Source organism: Erwinia tracheiphila, assembly GCF_021365465.1.
Classification (GTDB): Bacteria; Pseudomonadota; Gammaproteobacteria; order Enterobacterales; family Enterobacteriaceae; genus Erwinia; species Erwinia tracheiphila.
This window is the reverse complement of the sequence record NZ_CP089932.1, coordinates 1080258-1097530: the sequence shown is the minus strand read 5'-3', so window position 1 is coordinate 1097530 and position 17273 is coordinate 1080258. Positions and strand designations below refer to the sequence as shown.

At 57.5% G+C, this 17273-nt stretch carries 11 protein-coding genes, 4 pseudogenes and 1 riboswitch; of the genes and pseudogenes, 10 read left to right on the top strand and 5 right to left on the bottom strand.

The annotated features are described in order from the left end of the window. Positions 1-49: 49 nt before the first annotated feature. Positions 50-1159, bottom strand: a complete 1110-nt coding sequence (gene asd, locus LU633_RS05575) for an aspartate-semialdehyde dehydrogenase (RefSeq protein ID WP_016193253.1) — start codon at positions 1157-1159, stop codon at positions 50-52. 267 nt (positions 1160-1426) lie between these two features. On the opposite strand from asd, the gene LU633_RS05570 reads away from it, so the two are divergent. The 5 genes from LU633_RS05570 (at position 1427) to LU633_RS05550 (ending at position 5063) form a co-directional block, all read left to right on the top strand. Continuing rightward, positions 1427-2023: a YhgN family NAAT transporter gene (locus LU633_RS05570; RefSeq protein WP_016193254.1), complete on the top strand. Its 597-nt coding sequence runs from the start codon at positions 1427-1429 to the stop codon at positions 2021-2023. 262 nt (positions 2024-2285) lie between these two features. Next, positions 2286-2462: a hypothetical protein gene (locus tag LU633_RS05565; protein ID WP_161796999.1), complete on the top strand. Its 177-nt coding sequence runs from the start codon at positions 2286-2288 to the stop codon at positions 2460-2462. A gap of 13 nt (positions 2463-2475) precedes the next feature. Beyond that, positions 2476-2637, top strand: a complete 162-nt coding sequence (locus tag LU633_RS05560; protein ID WP_161796998.1) for a hypothetical protein — start codon at positions 2476-2478, stop codon at positions 2635-2637. A 105-nt stretch (positions 2638-2742) separates the two neighbouring features. Next, the gene (locus LU633_RS05555; RefSeq protein WP_046371806.1) at positions 2743-3963 is read left to right on the top strand and encodes an ISL3 family transposase; all 1221 of its coding nucleotides are present in this window, start codon (positions 2743-2745) and stop codon (positions 3961-3963) included. A gap of 44 nt (positions 3964-4007) precedes the next feature. After that, a complete protein-coding gene (locus tag LU633_RS05550; RefSeq protein ID WP_046372216.1) occupies positions 4008-5063 on the top strand; it encodes a lactonase family protein in 1056 nt (351 codons plus the stop codon). Positions 5064-5196: 133 nt separating this feature from the next. Here LU633_RS05550 and LU633_RS05545 read toward each other — a convergent pair. From LU633_RS05545 to LU633_RS05535, 3 genes and pseudogenes are all read right to left on the bottom strand, one after another. Next, positions 5197-5346, bottom strand: a pseudogene (locus LU633_RS05545) (RNA-guided endonuclease InsQ/TnpB family protein); the annotation flags it as partial. Between the two features lie 545 nt (positions 5347-5891). After that, the gene (gene xopAD / locus LU633_RS05540; RefSeq protein ID WP_082103826.1) at positions 5892-13184 is read right to left on the bottom strand and encodes a XopAD/skwp family type III secretion system effector; all 7293 of its coding nucleotides are present in this window, start codon (positions 13182-13184) and stop codon (positions 5892-5894) included. 508 nt (positions 13185-13692) lie between these two features. After that, positions 13693-14901: pseudogene (locus tag LU633_RS05535) on the bottom strand (RNA-guided endonuclease InsQ/TnpB family protein). A gap of 22 nt (positions 14902-14923) precedes the next feature. Here LU633_RS05535 and tnpA point away from each other — a divergent pair. The 5 genes and pseudogenes from tnpA to LU633_RS05515 all read left to right on the top strand — a co-directional run bounded on the left by tnpA (position 14924) and on the right by LU633_RS05515 (position 16581). Then, on the top strand, positions 14924-15340 hold the full coding sequence (tnpA, locus tag LU633_RS05530; RefSeq protein WP_016192838.1) for an IS200/IS605 family transposase: 417 nt from the start codon (positions 14924-14926) through the stop codon (positions 15338-15340). A 65-nt stretch (positions 15341-15405) separates the two neighbouring features. Then, positions 15406-15759, top strand: a pseudogene (locus LU633_RS05525) (MFS transporter). A gap of 6 nt (positions 15760-15765) precedes the next feature. Further along, entirely contained in the window at positions 15766-16062 is a 297-nt protein-coding gene (locus LU633_RS05520; RefSeq protein ID WP_233481997.1) for an MFS transporter, read from the top strand. Positions 16063-16073: 11 nt separating this feature from the next. Next, positions 16074-16214, top strand: coding sequence for an MFS transporter (locus LU633_RS25730; RefSeq protein WP_252120232.1), 141 nt, complete (start codon positions 16074-16076; stop codon positions 16212-16214). Between the two features lie 31 nt (positions 16215-16245). After that, positions 16246-16581: pseudogene (locus LU633_RS05515) on the top strand (MFS transporter). Between the two features lie 76 nt (positions 16582-16657). Here LU633_RS05515 and crcB read toward each other — a convergent pair. Continuing rightward, complete coding sequence (gene crcB / locus LU633_RS05510) at positions 16658-17038, bottom strand: fluoride efflux transporter CrcB (protein ID WP_233485094.1); 381 nt, start codon at positions 17036-17038, stop codon at positions 16658-16660. Positions 17039-17116: 78 nt separating this feature from the next. Then, positions 17117-17189: riboswitch (Fluoride riboswitch) on the bottom strand. Positions 17190-17273 lie beyond the last annotated feature (84 nt).

The following is a 17273-nucleotide window of genomic DNA, read 5'->3' as shown; positions in this document are numbered from 1 at the left end:
CGTCACGACCAGATTTTCGGTGCCCCCACTGCTGAAGGCACCGTTCAGGTTAGTCCACCAGCAGCCGCAGCATGCGACGCAGCGGTTCAGCCGCGCCCCAGAGCAGCTGATCGCCCACGGTGAAGGCAGAAAGGTATTCCGGCCCCATGTTCAGCTTGCGCAAGCGGCCCACCGGGGTGTTTAACGTGCCGGTTATCGCAGCTGGCGTCAGCTCACGCATGGTCAGCTCGCGATCGTTAGGCACCACCTTCACCCAGTCATTATGCGCCGCGAGCAGCTGTTCGATCTCCGTCATCGGGATGTCTTTCTTCAGTTTCAGCGTGAAGGCCTGGCTGTGGCAGCGCAGTGCACCGACGCGTACGCACAGCCCATCGACCGGAATAGTGGCGGCTGGCTGCAGAATTTTGTTGGTTTCTGCCTGCCCTTTCCACTCTTCGCGGCTCTGACCATTTTCCAGCTGCTTGTCGATCCATGGAATCAGGCTGCCCGCCAGCGGAACACCAAAGTTATCGGTCGGCAGCACGCCGCTGCGGCTCATTTCCGTGACTTTGCGTTCGATATCGAGTATAGCGGATGCCGGATTTTGCAGCTCTTTTGCTACATGATCGTGCAGCATACCCATTTGACTCAGCAGCTCGCGCATATGGCGTGCACCACCGCCGGAGGCCGCCTGGTAGGTGGCGACAGACGCCCACTCGACCAGGTCATTAGCAAACAGACCGCCCAGCGACATCAGCATCAGGCTGACGGTGCAGTTACCACCGGCAAAGGTTTTAATACCGCGGCCCAGCCCCTGGCGAATAACATCGTGATTAACCGGGTCAAGAATGATCAGCGCATCGTCCTTCATACGCAGGGTGGACGCCGCATCGACCCAGTATCCCTGCCAGCCTGACGCACGCAGTTTCGGATAAATATCGGTGGTATAATCGCCGCCCTGGCAGGTGATGATAATATCCAGCGCCTTCAGGGCATCAAGATCGTAAGCATCCTGCAATACGCCAGCGGAGTGCCCACCAAAGTCCGGTGCGGCCTGGCCGTGTTGTGAAGTGGAGAAAAAGACCGGGTGGATCGCGTCAAAATCACGCTCTTCTGCCATACGCTGCATCAGCACGGAGCCAACCATGCCGCGCCAACCCATAAGTCCTACTGTTTTCATTTTGTACCTGCTCCAGACTGAATTTATGGCCATGTTACTTTCTGGCAGTGTTCGCAGGTCTCACAGTGAAGATGTGCGTTGGTGAAAAGCAAACTAACTGCGACAGTGACGTTGGCCTGTTACAATAAATGTCATAAGAATCCGATAGGGTGGATACCTTACAAAATGCTGAAAAAGTGGCAAGTGAATTAAATCGATTAGCGATGAATTTTCAGCAGAACTGCTTATAACCTGCATAGAACCGTATAAATTAAGAGAAAAATCACGATGAATGAAATGATCTCCGCCACAATATTATTATTGCTGATGATGGACCCGCTGGGCAATCTGCCCATTTTTATGTCGGTTTTAAAGCATCTGGAGCCAAAACGTCGCCGGGTGGTGCTTATTCGCGAGATGCTGATTGCCCTGGTGATTATGCTGCTGTTCCTGTTTACCGGCGAAAAAGTTCTGGCTTTCCTCAATCTGAGTACCGAAACAGTATCAATTTCCGGCGGTATTATTCTGTTCCTGATTGCTATCAAAATGATTTTTCCCTCACACGAAAACAGCAGCAGCGGCCTCCCGGCCGGAGAAGAACCCTTTCTGGTGCCGCTGGCAATTCCGCTGGTTGCCGGGCCATCGCTGCTGGCCACGCTAATGCTGCTTTCACACCAGTACCCGGAGAAAATAATGTCGCATCTGGTCGGCGCATTGCTGATTGCCTGGGGCGCAACGGTAGTGGTATTGCTGCTGTCAGGACTGTTCCTGCGCCTGCTGGGGGAAAAAGGCGTCAATGCGCTGGAGCGCTTGATGGGATTGATTCTGATCATGCTGGCAACACAGATGTTTCTCAACGGCATCCGCATCTATCTTAAAATCTGACCTGCGCTTTGCCAGGCAAAAAACCGGTCCCGCAGACCGGTTTTTTATACAGAAACCAGAGCAGATTGCGTTTAGTCAGCTTTCAGCCCCCACCTAATGCACATCTCTGAATAAAAACACGTAACAGGATATTCATTTAACGATATGAATTTGTTAACACTTCGTGTGATAGCACAAGTATTCTCTGGCAGTTATCCATAGCGCCCCACCGCGCCGCTGCGTATATCTGAAGCATTGTTCATCACCTGGCAGGTAAGGCATCATGGCCCGACATTATTTTGAATTATCCGCAGATCGCGCCGATGCTGTCCGGCCGCATTATCCCGATACTGAATCCAATCGACCACGCCACCGTTATTTTTATAAAAAACGACAGCAAGCCGATGTCGGTATCAGTCCTTCCCTGTGCGGCATTTTCTTTATCGGCTATGTACTTTGAGGTAGCCAACAGTATGATGCTAAAGGCATTGATGGCCCGCATAGAAAAGCTTAACGCATTGTATTGCGCACTGTCGGATAAAAACCGTAATGATGCGCCCGGTACGCCGCGTTTGATTAATCACTGGCATTTTGATGCCCACCGTCCCGCCCTGTTGCGCAAGGAAAGAGTATGAGAAAAAGTCTGTACGCGGCCGCATTACTGGTTGTAAGTGGGTCTTCCCCTGTTGTGGTGGCTAAGGGCATTATGATGGCAGTCTTGATTTTCTGAGGAGTCTGCCATGGACGAAAAGTCCCTCTATGCCCATATCCTTAACCTGTCCGCACCGTGGCAGGTAAAATCCCTTTCTCTTGATGAAAAATCTGGTTCAGTGACTGTGATTGTCGGCATTGTCGGGCACACTCAACTGACCTGTCCAACATGCGGTAAATCCTGCCCCATACATGACCACCGGCGTCGCAAATGGCGTCACCTCGATACCTGTCAATTCACCACGCTGGTTGAAGCTGATGTACCCCGCATTGACTGCCCCGAGCACGGTTGCCAGACACTGCCGGTTCCGTGGGCGGGGCCAGGCAGCCGCTACACCCTGTTGTTCGAAGCCTTTGTTCTTTCATGGCTGAAAATTAGCACCGTGGATGCTGTCAGAAAGCAGCTCAAACTCAGTTGGAATGCCGTGGACGGCATCATGATGCGCGCAGTAAAACGAGGCCTGGCCCGGATAAAACAACCCTTATCGGCCCGTCATCTCTGCGTGGATGAAGTCGGGTTCAAAAAAGGACACCAGTACGTCACCGTTATCTCTGACAGGCAGGGACGCGCTTTGCAACTGACCGACGATCGCGGTGTAGAAAGTCTTGCCAGTTATCTGCGTAGCCTGAGAGATCACCAGCTTGAAGAGATAAAAACGCTGTCTATGGACATGAACACGGCCTATATCAGTGCTGCACGCATCCATCTCCCCAATGCCGTGGATAAAATCGCCTTCGATCACTTCCATGTGGCAAAAATGTTGTGCGCCATCGTTGATAAAACCCGTCAGGCTGAGATGAAACAGATCCCGTCGTCAGACAGGAAAGACGCCCACCGCTCACGCTACTTATGGTTTTACAGCAAACAAAATCGCTTTGGGCGCCGCGCTGAGAGGTTAGAAGTTGCCCGGCTGGTGTTACCGCAAACGAACCAGTGCTGGGTAATGAAAGAGCTTGCCCGCGATCTGTGGCACCGCCGCTATGACGACCATAGCCGTAAGTTGTGGCAGGAATGGATGGCGATGGCTAAAGACACCGGCATACCACTCATGGTCAGCATTGCCCGCATGGTGGCAAAGCGGCTTTACGGCATTCTGAATGCGATGAAAAACCGGGTATCGAACGGCAATGCGGAGTCTCTGAACAGTAAAATACGGTTGCTGAGGATCAAGTCACGGGGCTTCAGGAATAAAGAACGGTTCAAGCTGGGCGTAATGTTCCACTACGGGAAGCTGAACATGGCGTTCTGAGTCTCCCACCATGATCGGGGAAGTCCCTTGTAAGTACACCGTTAATGGCGCAAACCTTCGTTTATGTTTCTGAAGCCGATGACGGCACTGTTGCCCGCTACGCGCTTAACGAGCAAAACGGCGCATTGCAATTGCTCGACCATACCGCCGCTGGTGGCAAAGTTATGCCAATGGCACTCAGTGCCGACGGTCACCTGTTATACACGGCAGTCCGTAGCACACCGTTTAAGCTGATGAGCTGGCGTATTAACCCGCAAACCGGGGCGTTGAGCAAAGATGGCGAGGTGCCTGCTGCCGCAAGTTATCCCTGGGTCAGTACCGATAAGCAGGGCCGCTTTCTGCTGACAGCATCCTACGACAGTGATGTGGTTGACGTCTATCGTCTGGCAGAGAACGGTCAGGTGATTGCGCCACCGGCTGGCCGCTATAAAACCGGACATGCCGCACATTCCGCCGTGGTTGATGCCAGCGGAAAAAATGTCTATGTCGGCAACCTCGGCACCGACCGGGTGCTTCAGCTAACACTGAGTCAGGAGGGTGAACTGTCGGCGCTGGGCAGTGGCTTTGTCAGCACCGCCGCAGAAAACGGTCCGCGTCATTCGGTGATGTCACCGGACAATCGCTATCTTTATAATCTGGGAGAAATGGGCGGCATTATTACCCAGTTCAAACGCGCAGCCAACGGCAAGCTGGTAAAGGTGATGGAAACCGCCAATGCCGTTGCCGCACAGTATCATCTTGCACACGGGATCGAACGCACCGCCAGCTACAACGATACCACACCGCGTATCTGGGCAGCAGATATTCATATCACCCCTGACGGGCAGTTTCTTTACGTCAGCGAACGCACCAGCAGCACCATAACAGGGTATCAGGTTAGTCGCAGCGATGGAAAACTGACGCTGGTCGGTAGCTGGCAGGTGGAAAAACAGCCTCGCAGCATGGACATTACCGCCGATGGTCGCTGGCTGGTTGCCAGCGGGGAGAAAAGCGCGGTCATCGGCAGTTATGCCATTGATCCGCAAAGCGGTGCGCTGAAACGCGTTGGCGAAGCGCCTGTCGGCGGCGATGCCAATTGGGTAACTACCGTAACATACTGATAAAAATGGAGAAAATTCGCAGTCGCTGCGGTAATACCGTGTCTTTGTCGGGCGGTAAGTCATGCCGGGGTGCCTGTTTGCATAACGGTAAGCCCAGCCGCATTAACTGTGCTGATATATTTTTGCAGAGTGTACTGACATACCATTTACCGCATGACTGGCTGACCGTGACGTTTTTCACTTCGCCAATGACTTCACGACTGTTGCGATAACGAATCCACCCTAACCTGGGCAACGAGATACGACTATTGGCTTTATCGAGCTTCACGCCTTGCGGGTACCGCCCACAGGATAATGTCGCGCTGAAAATGCCGGCCTTTGAATGGGTTCATGTGCTGCTCGATCATCAAAAGGTGACGATACGTTTATTACCTGCAGATTTTTGCAACAGTGCCAGCTGAGCCGCTGGCTGAAGGCCGGACTGAAAATCCGGCCGGAGACCGACGAAATCTACAAACCCGTTTCGCGGCGGGTCAGGGTTCCGGCGGCAAGCTCCGGGGTTTTCCTGTCTGACAGTCTACGCGAGCGCCTCACAACGCTTGCCGCTGGATGACATGCTGAGTGCCTTGGTGGAGCGTGAGGAGCTGCGTCGCCAGCTTGCTCCGGTTCCGGCCGGTGAAGATGCCATTCATGGTTAGGAGATTGAATCGCATCCAGTGATGCCGGGGATCTAAGTGGGGTTTTGTCTAACAATGCCATCGTCGTCGGATTTTTAACCTGGGGTTCTACGCCGGAACCGCCGAAATTTCCGTTACCCCTGTTTCAGCCCGGCAACCAGTGCATCCATGCACCAACGCCCAATAGAGCCGTTCAAACTGCCTGCGTTAGTCAGGACGAATGCCGGACAGCCATCCTTCTTAAGTCAGTTCGCTGTTCCATCGCTCCCCGAACCCCGCTCATGCCTGCACGAGACTCTGCGGCGTCTTTGTTATTGCCTGGTTTGGATTTGAAAGCCGGCGCTGTCATTGCCAGGGCCGGGACGTTCTCCTCCTCCCAGTCGTCGATCTCATCGCACTCTGGCGGCGAAGGCACGAGTCTGAAGGCGTCTCGAGCGGGCGCCTGCACTTCTTGCTGCTCAGCCAGTGAAGCCCCCTGAAGCTGCAGCGCGTGGTTGCGCTTGTAAAGATTGTGGAACTGCTCCTTGAGTTTGAAGGTGTCGGGCGTGTGAAACTGGATCTCCCAGAGCGCGCCTTCGGGACTGCGCAACGTGACGTTGACCGCTTTGAAGGCCGGTCGGTGCTTGGCAAACAGGTTGTTCAGCTTGACGCGCCCATGGCCCTGATCGTCCAGCGAGGCCAGCACACCGCGCAAGCCAGCGGTGAAATCCGGCGGTTCCAGTACCACGCTGTACCGCAGCGCATCGTTCACGCCGGCCACGGCATCTTCCAGCATCTTGTTTTTCAAAGCCATCTGCTGCTTTAACTTTTCCTTCAACGAGCTGACCGACTTCAGTTGATGGTCCATGCCCACCAGTTGCCCGGCATGAGACTCGGCGACACGCTTCAGCATGTGAGTGACCTCAGGTTCCATCTCGCGAGCACGCGTCAGTAAAGCCTGCGCCTCAAGCGCAATGTCCTCAGGCTGCACGGTGCGCAGGCGCTCTGCGGGCGGCGGCGGTGGGGCGAGCAGGCCAGCTTGCTGCAGCGAGTGTAGCGCGTCTTGCATGACGCCCGCTGCCATCGTCGGAATGTTCTGCAGGTGCACCCTGGTCCGCTCGGCGTCGAAGCGACCATCATGCATGTCACGAGCAGTCACCTTGCCATACGGTACGCTGCGAACTCGATCAGCGAACCCTCGCTCGGATCGTTCGCACGACTCCACTATCTTGGCGAACAGCGCCGTGCCGGTATCGGACTTCAGCGCATCGGTGCCTACCTTTATCGCGATAGTGAAGAGGTTGCGCATGCTCAGTTCCGGTTCGCCGTGGATGAGCCCCGGTTGCCCGTCCGGGAACTGCGTGTGCGAGAGCCTGCACACCGGGTAGTTGTCGATGATGGCGTGAATCCGTGCCTCAGTATCAGGTGCCGCAAGGTACGCCTGGGCGAGGCTCGGGAAGGCCTCGCCCAGCGCATCCGGCAGCAGCGGCGCGTCGGCACGCAAGGATGTCCCCTGCTCCAGTCGAAGCAGTTGCTCATGCAGAAGTTTGGCGGCTTCACGTGCTTCGGGCTGGTGGGCGAGCCCGATGGCGTTGTGTGCCTGATTGCGCAGTTCCTTCAACACCCGGGGATCTCTGGCTTTGCCGTCAAGTGCCACACGTAGACCGTTACGCAGGTCACGCTCAATGCCGTCATAAGTGCCGAACATCATATTGCGCGCCATTGCCTCACGCAGGTGGTCAGGCTGCGCCATGAAGCGCGCCGCCAGGGTGCTGGCCGCCCCCATGATCCGGCCGCCACGCTGCAGCGCCATGATTTCGGACAGCCGCCCCGCCTGGTAGTGGCCACTGTCAGGATCAATGGCCGGCGTGGCCGTCTTCGGCGGCTTGAAGGAACGTGGCTGGCCGCGGCGTAACTCGCGATCGGCCATCTCGCGCGAAATCAGCGCGGCAAGCCTGGGGTAGCCTGCGTACACGAACGCGTCGTCGCCGTCGGTGTCCATGTTGCGCTTGCGCAGTTCCGGGATAGGCAGTGCGCCCATGCGTCCGGGCTCCACTATGTCCTTAAGCCTCAGGCTGCCGGTGCTGAGCATCTCCTGCGGTACGGCACCGCGGTCGCGACCAGTCGTCCAGCGCGACAGGGTCTTGAGGTCCTCCTTCGAGCAGGCCAGGTCCATGTCCTCGAAATCGGCCGGCCAGTTCTTTGATGGCACCACGATGAGCATCCCCTTGCTGTGCAGCATCTCGGCATCGCTGCCCGATCCGTCGTTGAAGCCAGTGTAGCTGTACTGGATACCAAAGGACTGCGAAAGGAATTCGGCGGTGGCGTCACCCTGCGCCACTGTCGAGACGCGTTCTTCCGGCACGGGCAGGAGGTTCTCCTTGTCGTAAGGCGGCTTGCCGATCAGCAAGGCACCGCCTGCGGCGTCGAAGGCCTGGCTGCGCTGGCTCGGTAGGTGCACCTTGTCGTCGGCAGCAGGCACCGCCCTGACTCTTTGGCCCTGGTAGCCACCGCCGGTGGCCAGTTCGTACAATGTGAGTTGACTCAACCCCGACGGCAGCGCCTGCAGCCGCCGCTGCATCGCATCGTGCGCCTCCTGCAGTGTGGCCTCGTCACGTGGGAAGTGCTGCAGCGCCTGAGGGGCCATCCGCGTCGGTCCCTTATCCCTGGCAATAAGGTCTCGCTGCTCCTGGCTGGCCTCACCGGCCTGCACTGCCTGCCAGGCAGTGAAGTACTCACGGAAGGCAGGTATGCGTAGTGCCACCTCCAGCTTCAGGAAGCCGCAGCCATCGTTGGGGCACAGCGCCAATGCATGCCCGTCCGGTGCTGTTGGCTTGAACGGGTGCGCCGTGCCGCTGACGTCTTCAAAAAATCCCAGACGCAGTGTGCCCTCAATGACGTGATCGGCCGACACCATCTCCAGTAGCGAGCGCTGCATCCGCGACCAGTCTTCGCGTTGCGGGGCAAGCCTGGCGATGAGCTGCATCAGGGGACTGCCCGGTGAGGTGTCGCTATAGCGGATTGCCGGCAGCAGCGACGGCGCTCCGGATGTGCCGCCGGACAGCAGCTGGGCGGGGCTCATCCTGCCTCGCGTGGCGCGGCTGCCGCCGAACATGTCAAAGCGCCAGGGTTCGTCTTTGTAGGTGAGCGTACGCGCGAGCATGAACGTCGAAATCGCCCCAGGCAGCTGGACCTCTACCAACGGCAAGCCCGTCAGCCTTGTAAACAGCGAGTAAGGCTTGTTCGTCTCGGTCGCATTGCTCGAAACTTCCCTGCCATGCAGATCGACCACGATGTGGGTCGTGCTGCCGTTGCCGGGTGGCGGCGCGACGAGCTCGCCGGGGGCCGACCGCATGCTCAGGAGCCCGGCGCCAAGGTCGAACTGGCTCGGTGGATGGGCCTGCGTAATCTTCGGCGCTTCCTTCGCCATGCGCAGGTCCAGGGCGTCAAATACAAGGTCACCGGCCTCGATCTGCGCGATCAGGTTCCAGCTCATCTCGCCGAGGTCCCCCTCGATGGCCGCGCGTGTCCGCTCCAGCGTACTATCAACCCATTTCCCCAACTCTTCGCGACGTTGGCGAATTTCCTGGCGCGAGCCTTCGACGTGGCGCGGCTTACATTGCCGGCTCACCATTGTGTAAGCCTTGAGCACCTGGAAGAAGGTCAGCGCCGGGCATCGTGTGGTGTACTGTTCGGGGTCGGTCGAAGACTGCGGGACACCGCCGCTCAGGTACAAGTCGATCTTGCGCCCGACGATGGGCTGCAACGTATTGAACACGCGCAATGCATGGCGCCGATGGCGAGAGGTCAACTCCGGGCTGCGGATCAATGGCAACAATCCCATGCACAGGCTGCCGAGACTCTCAAGGTTGGTTTCACGTAATCCGTCGTTCTGCGCGAGCACCGCAACCCGCTCCAACGCCTGCCGTGCCAGCGGACGCATCTGACGATGAAGTTGTGCCGATGAAAGGGCCTTGAAGAGCATCCCAATATCTTGCGCGCTGGCGGACTCAAAACGCGGGTGCAGCTCCAGGTGCCCGGCCATTGCCTGCAGTTTGGCGCGGCCCAAAGTCTGGAACTGTTCCTCATCCAGGTGCAGCAGGCGGGATATCGCGTTGGCCACCATGGGGATCTCCCGCGCCCCGAACTGCTGCCATGGCAACGCTGCCGAGCCGACGCGTTCGGCGAGCAGCAACGCTGCCGACTGACACGCCGACCTTCCGAGACATTTGCTCAGCGCATTGAGCGACACAGCCACGTGTCGCTTATCCATGGCTTGTCGCAGATCGTGGTCCTCCGCCAGCCGCGAGGCCAGCGCGCTGGCGGCGTCCGCGCAGTTCGGCGTGTCGGGCCATTTGCTCAGGGCGTTGAGCGCGTTGGCCACGCCTTGCGGGTTGAGAGTGTCGCACAGCCCGGGATCACTGGCCAGCCGCGAGGCCAGCGCGCTGGCGGCGTCCGCGCAGTGCGGCGTGTGGGGCCATTTGCTCAGGGCGTTGAGCGCGGCGGCCAGTTCTTGCGGGTTGAGGGCGTTGCGCAACCCTCGCTCGTCGGCCAGACGCGAGGCCAGCGCGGTGGCAGCGTCCGCGCACTGCGGCGTGTCGGGCCATTTGCTCAGGGCGTTGAGCGCGTTGGCCACGCCTTGCGGGTTGAGGGCGTTGCGCAAGCCGCGATCACTGGCCAGCCGCGGGGCCAGCGCGGCGGCGGCGTTCGCGCAGTTCTCACGCCCTGGCCATTTGCTCAGGGCGTTGAGCACGTTGGCCACGCCTTGCGGGTCGAGGGCGTTGCGCAAACCGCGATCACTGGCCAGCCGCGAGGCCAGCGTGCTGGCGGCGTCCGTGCAGTGCGGCGCGTCGGGCCATTTGCTCAGGGCGTTGAGCGCGGTGGACATGTGTTGCGGGTCGAGGGCGTTGCGCAACCCTCGCTCGTCGGCCAGACGCGAGGCCAGCGCGCTGGCGGCGTCCGCGCACTGCGGCGCGTCGGGCCATTTGCTCAGCGCGTTGAGCGTGTTGGCCACGCCTTGCGGGTCGAGGGCGTTGCGCAAACCGCGATCACTGGCCAGCCGCGAGGCCAGCGCGCTGGCGGCGGCAGTGCAGTGCGGCGTGTCGGGCCATTTGCTCAGGGCGTTGAGCGCGGCGGCCACGCCTTGCGGGTCGAGGGCGTTGCGCAAACCGCGATCACTGGCCAGCCGTGAGGCCAGCGCGCTGGCGGCGGCAGTGCAGTGCGGCGTGTCGGGCCATTTGCTCAGGGCGTTGAGCGCGTTGGCCAGTTCTTGCGGGTCGAGGGCGTTGCGCAAACCGCGATCACTGGCCAGCCGTGAGGCCAGCGCGCTGGCGGCGGCAGTGCAGTGCGGCGTGTCGGGCCATTTGCTCAGGGCGTTGAGCGCGGTGGCCACGTGTTGCGGGTTGAGAGTGTCGCACAGCCCGGGATCACTGGCCAGCCGCGAGGCCAGCGCGCTGGCGGCGTCCGCGCAGTGCGGCGTGTGGGGCCATTTGCTCAGGGCGTTGAGCGCGGCGGCCAGTTCTTGCGGGTTGAGGGCGTTGCGCAACCCTCGCTCGTCGGCCAGACGCGAGGCCAGCGCGGTGGCAGCGTCCGCGCACTGCGGCCTGTCGGGCCATTTGCTCAGGGCGTTGAGCGCGTTGGCCACGCCTTGCGGGTTGAGGGCGTTGCGCAAGCCTCGCTCGTCGGCCAGACGCGAGGCCAGCGCGGTGGCAGCGTCCGCGCACTGCGGCCTGTCGGGCCATTTGCTCAGGGCGTTGAGCGCGGCGGCCAGTTCTTGCGGTTTCAGAGCGCTGCGCAAACTGCGCTCGTCAGCCAGCCGCGAGGCCAGCGCGGTGGCGGCGTCCGCGCTGGCCGGCATGTGGGGCCATTTGCTCAGGGCGTTGAGCGCGGTGGCCACGCCTTGCGGTTCGAGGGCGTTGCGCAACACGCGATCACTGGCCAGCCGTGAGGCCAGCGCGCTGGCGGCGTCCGCGCACTGCGGCGTGTGGGGCCATTTGCTCAGGGCGTTGAGCGCGTTGGCCACGCCTTGCGGGTCGAGGGCGTTGCGCAACCCGCGCGCGTCGGCCAGCCGCGAGGCCAGCGCGGTGGCGGCGTCCGCGCAGTGCGGCCTGTCGGGCCATTTACTCAGGGCACTCAATGTGTTTCCGAATTCTTGCGGTTTGAGGACGTTGCGCAATTTGCGATCATTGGCCAGCCTCAGGGCCAGTGCGCTGGCGGCGTCCGCGCACTGCGGCGTATGGGGCCATTTGCTCAGGGCATTGAGCGTGAGCGTGACGCACTGCCCATCCATCGCATGACGCAACCGGCTGTTGCTGGCGAGCATATCAGCAAGCAAGTACGCCATGGATTGGCAGTCCGTATTATCGGACCACTTGCTGAATGCATTAAGTACCAGGCCGATGTTCCTCGCGTCCAAAGATGGCCGGGCCTGGTGGTTACGTTGCAGGTGACGTGCCAGACGAGCCACCGCGCGTTCACACCTGCCGCTGTTGAAGTTTTTCGTGAAGGCATTCAGGAGCAGGACTGAGTGGAGGTCATCCAGTCCCGACAGATCGTCGGCCTGCCTGAGTTGTTCGGCGATCCACGCGATTGCATCCATGCACGCTTGCTGGTTAGGGTGCTTGCTCAGCTTGTTGCCCAAATGGGCCAGCTGCTTCAGCGATGCACCTCCGAACCACCCGGTCTTGTAGAGATACTGTGCCGCAACCTCCGTGCAATGATCGAGATCGCTATGCGTTAAGTCTGCGCCTGTGGCCCGCCTCGCACTGGCAATCATCCGAAGGTATTTGTCGAGCCACTGCGCATTGGTTTGCGCGTTGGCGTTCTCATCCAGGAAGGGCAGCGCCAGCCCGCAACGAATGTGATGCGCCAGCGCGTTTTTCCGTGCCATCGACACGCACAGTGCAGCGTTATGGTTCTGAGCCATTTGGTTGGGTTCACTCAGCCACTTCCGATACTGCTCTCGCTGTGTCTTCAACTGCTTTTTTGCAGCCGGATCAAGCTGATGTTCGGCCCGGCGAAGTTCAGCCACCGTCAACTCCATGCCATGCACTGGCCGCTTTGACTGCCGATACGACTCCTGCTCTTCCCGAGGCCGTTTTCTTGCTGCCCGGTCGAACTTTTGTTCGGCCAGGGGGGCCTCCCAACCATACCCTGTTCTTTGTGACCCACTATGTGATATCGATGCACTGACGTCAGCGGGCATTCTGTCCGGGTGCGGCCCGGTACGGTGTCGGTCGGTGAGCTCATTGCGTCGGTGCGGGGGAATGGCAGACTGTTGCTGGACATCCCTGCCTCGTGCGCCTCCACTGGTTCCAGTTTGTGCATTCTTGTACAAGAGTTCACTGCGTTGCAGCACCGTCCTGGGTTCATCCTGCTCCACCCGTCGGCGTTTTGCCGGCTGCCGCTCATTGCAACGGGTGCCGGTACTGCCTGCAGGCTGCTCCCCGGTATTCCTGAGCGGGTCCTCCTCCGGGAAAGACCGGTTTGTGCTCAATGTGTTTAGATTAACGCTGGAGATTTTCATGCCTGTAATTTAGTCCATCCGACTGCAGCCGTTGTCACAATTGAATCGCACCTGGTCGTAGTTCCTGACGGTCAAGACCTCATTGGTCTGCCGCAATTCGATCTGGTGCACCGGATGTTCATACCGTCGCAGGTCCCTGAACGAGGCTCCGCTCCCCCAACAGGGCCACCTCAGTGGCGCGTGCAGTCAAGGTGACGTTTGGCCGCTTCGCGTTCGCGCTGCAGTGCTGTCTCGGCGCACTGCAGCTGTGTACTGGGCGAGCCAGACTCTTGACGGGCCTGCTGAACGGTTGGCTATTTCGCAGCGTCTATTTAAAGGTTTTCGACCGCTGACGCTGAAGTGATGCAGCCACCAAATTTTCATCAAAATGCTCGAATTGTGTGGCCTTTGGGACGGATTCGGTTCCATCCAAACGTGGGCTTTATTTGGCACAGTTGGGGCGTTGGTGCATGGATGGCTAAAGTTTTGACATCCTCCCCGCCCTGAAGGACGGGGATTCCTACAGCGTTCAGACCGGAGCCTGAATCACCCCGGCGGGTTCCTGCTTCAACGGGCGGTCTGACTGCACCATCCCTCCACAGGCAAGCACGGCATGTCCTGCCGCTAAAATGTTACGAGCACCGTTGATATCCGCATTCTCGGTATATCCGCACTCAAGGCACACAAATTTACTTTGTGACAGGCGGCTCGATTTCTCTGTATGACCGCAGCAGGCGCAACGCTGGCTGCTATAGGCCGGAGGTATCGCAAGAACCTGACCACCGCGCCAGAGTTACTTGTACTCAAGCTGCCGACGCATTTCATACCAGCCCTGATCCAATATCGAACGGTTCAGACCTGATTTGGCTTTGACATTGCGACCGTGTTGCTCTGCCGTACCTTTTGCCGACTTCGACATGTTACTGACCTTCAAATCCTCAATAACAATCATTGCGTGGTTTTTGCTGATTTCACTGGTGACTTCGTGAAGGTAGTCGCGCCGGATATTGGCAACATGCAAGTGGTGACGCCGGATTTTTTGTTTTTGTTTCTGCCCGTTGGCACTGAATTTAACTTTGCGGCTTAACTGGCGCTGGAGCATCACCAGCTTACGCTGACCTGATTTAAAACTGCTGACGGGCTGATATATCGTGCCATCAGAAAGCGTGGCGAGTTTCGTTATTCCGGCATCGAGTCCGACCATCAACTCTGCGTTGTGAACCGGATAAGCCACTTCGTATTCCGTCTGGATACTGACATACCATTTACCGCATGACTGGCTGACCGTGACGTTTTTCACTTCGCCAATGACTTCACGACTGTTGCGATAACGAATCCACCCTAACCTGGGCAACGAGATACGACTATTGGCTTTATCGAGCTTCACGCCTTGCGGGTAGCGGAATGCGTCATTTTGACCGCGTTTTTTGAAACGAGGAAATGCAGCACGCTTCTGGAAGAAATTTTTGTAGCCGCGTTCCAGCTCTTTCAGTGACTGCCGCAACGGCTGCGAGGGGGATGCTTTCAGCCATTGTGTTTCAGGGGATGCTTTCCAATCAATGAGCCATGAAGTCATTTTTGTGTAGGGAATGAATTTTCCCCCTGACTCAGGGTTCTTATTTTGAAGATCCAGTGCACGGTTAAAAACGAAGCAACAAGCCCCTGCGAAGCGCCGCATATCGCGCTCCTGCTGACCATTTGGTCTTGACTGGAATTTGAAGGCTTGAAGTCGTTTAATGGCTATCATTATACTTTGGTCTATGACAAAAGAAACTGATATTCGCCGTGGAAGACACTGTGTTTTCCTAATGCACGTTCACCTGGTGTTTGTAGCCAAATATCGTCGAAAGATATTCGATCAGGATGCCATTGAAAAGCTACGCAGCTACTTTGCCAGCGTCTGCGCTGATTTTGATGTTGAACTGGTTGAGATGGACGGAGAATGCGATCATGTGCATTTGCTAATCAACTACCCGCCAAAGCTCGCAGTATCGAATATGGTCAACAGTCTTAAAGGCGTATCCAGCAGGCTGCTTCGCCGTGACCGGCCAGATATCGCCCTACGCTATTACTACAAAGGCGTTCTGTGGACACCGGGCTACTTTGCAAGTAGTTGCGGTGGTGCGCCGATTTCGATCATCCGGCAATACATCGAACAGCAGCAAACACCAGGTTAGTCGGAAAACCGCGCCTTATATCCCCGCCCTGAAGGACGGGGATATAAGGCGCACTGGGTAAAAAAATGATCTTAATTATGGCACTCGTCTTTATGCTGGGTTCACCGGGCTGTGCCATGGTGCCCAATGTTGCCATCATGATCGCTTTCCACTTTATTCCTGGACTTGCAGTCGGTGCCGCAGCGGCCATTGCGCCCATTTATCTCGCTGAGATTGTATCGGCAAATCGCAGCTGGCAGTTTGTCACCCTCCGGGAGCTGATGATTGTCTCCGGGTAACTTATTGCTTACACCAGCAATGCCGCCATTAACGAAGTCTGGGGTGGTGAAACAACCTGGCGCTGGATGCTCGGGGTTGCCTGCATCCCGGCGGTTATTTTATGGGTTGGCATGCTATTTCTGCCTGATACACCGCGCTGATACGCAATGCATGGACGTGATCGCGAAGCACGAGATATCCTTGAGCGCACGCGTCACTCGCGGATGGTTGAACGTAAGATGGCGGAAATCCGTCAGTCAATGGGCCAGAAAAGCCAGAAAAATGCCCGTCGGCAAAAAACCATTTCAATGTGGATGAAACGTCTGGTCGCACCGGGGATCGGCATTGCCATGCTCCAGCAACTGTCTGGCGTTAATACCATCATGTTTTATGCTCCAACCATGCTGCAGGCCACGGACTCGGAACCAATGCCTCACTGCTGGCAACTATTGCTAACGGCCTGATTTCAGTAATCATGACTTTCGTGGGCATTATGCTGTTAAGCTGTTTTGGCCGCCGACCGCTGTTGCTGACGGGGCAGATTGGCTGTACCTGTAAGCTGTTGGCAATTGGGCTGGTGACATTACTAATGCCCGAGACGGTAAGGTCATCCTGATGTGCTGCGTAGTTATCTGGTGCTCGCGGGTATGCTGATTTTTTTCTGCTTCCAGCAGGGAGCATTGTCACCGGTCACCTGGCTACTTTTGTCAGAAATGTCCTCAATGCAAATTCGCGGTATGGCGAACGGCATTTCGGTTTTTGCTATGCAGATGACCAATTTCTCGATTGCTTTCATGTGACCCATTCTTCTGGAACACTTTGGCCTGACCATGACATTCTTTGCTTTCGCGGCGATTGGCATTGCAGGTGGCATTTTCGCCGTGCTCTTTGCGCCAGAAACAAGAGGTAAAACGTTAGAACAAATTGAAAAGCTTTTTAAAAAGCACCTACAGGACGAACCTGCCCCTCAGACAATTGGTTAAGTTACCTCAGGCACCAGGGAAGGCGCATCCCCGCAGTGCCAGACGCGACACTACCTGACCTGCGGGGAACAATCTGTTATGCCAGTAGCAGCGTCATCAGCCAGAAGCCGGCAACCGTCATCAGCAACGAACCAATAACGTGAACCAGCACCGAAACCATAGCCCACATCGCTTTTCCAGCCTGAAGCAGGGTGACAATTTCCAGTGAGAAGGTCGAAAACGTGGTCATACCGCCACATAACCCGGTGGTGATCAACAATTTCCAGGACGGGTCGATTTGCGGATTGCGCATGAACCAGGCCATTGCCGCCCCAATAATAAAACCGCCCACAAGATTCACCAGCAGCGTACCGGGCGGCAGTTCAGGGAATAACGCATTTAGACGGATGCCCAACAGCCAGCGGATCACACAGCCAGCCGATCCACCAATAATGACGGCGATTAACGATTTGATCATGATGTCCTCAAAGACGTTTTGCACAATACATTTTCTGGCAGGGTGCCGGAAACACATTGAAGTTCTTAATGAAAATAAGTGTTATCAGGCGTCATCAGCCCCTTGCGAACAGGGCGGTTGGGAAAGGTGGAACACCATCACCTTGCGAAACAGCCTAATCAGCCACGTTGGGTTTTGCAATCCCCCGGAGCAGGGAGAAAAGGCGTTTTTGCGGAGGTCTTGTGAGGAGACTCTG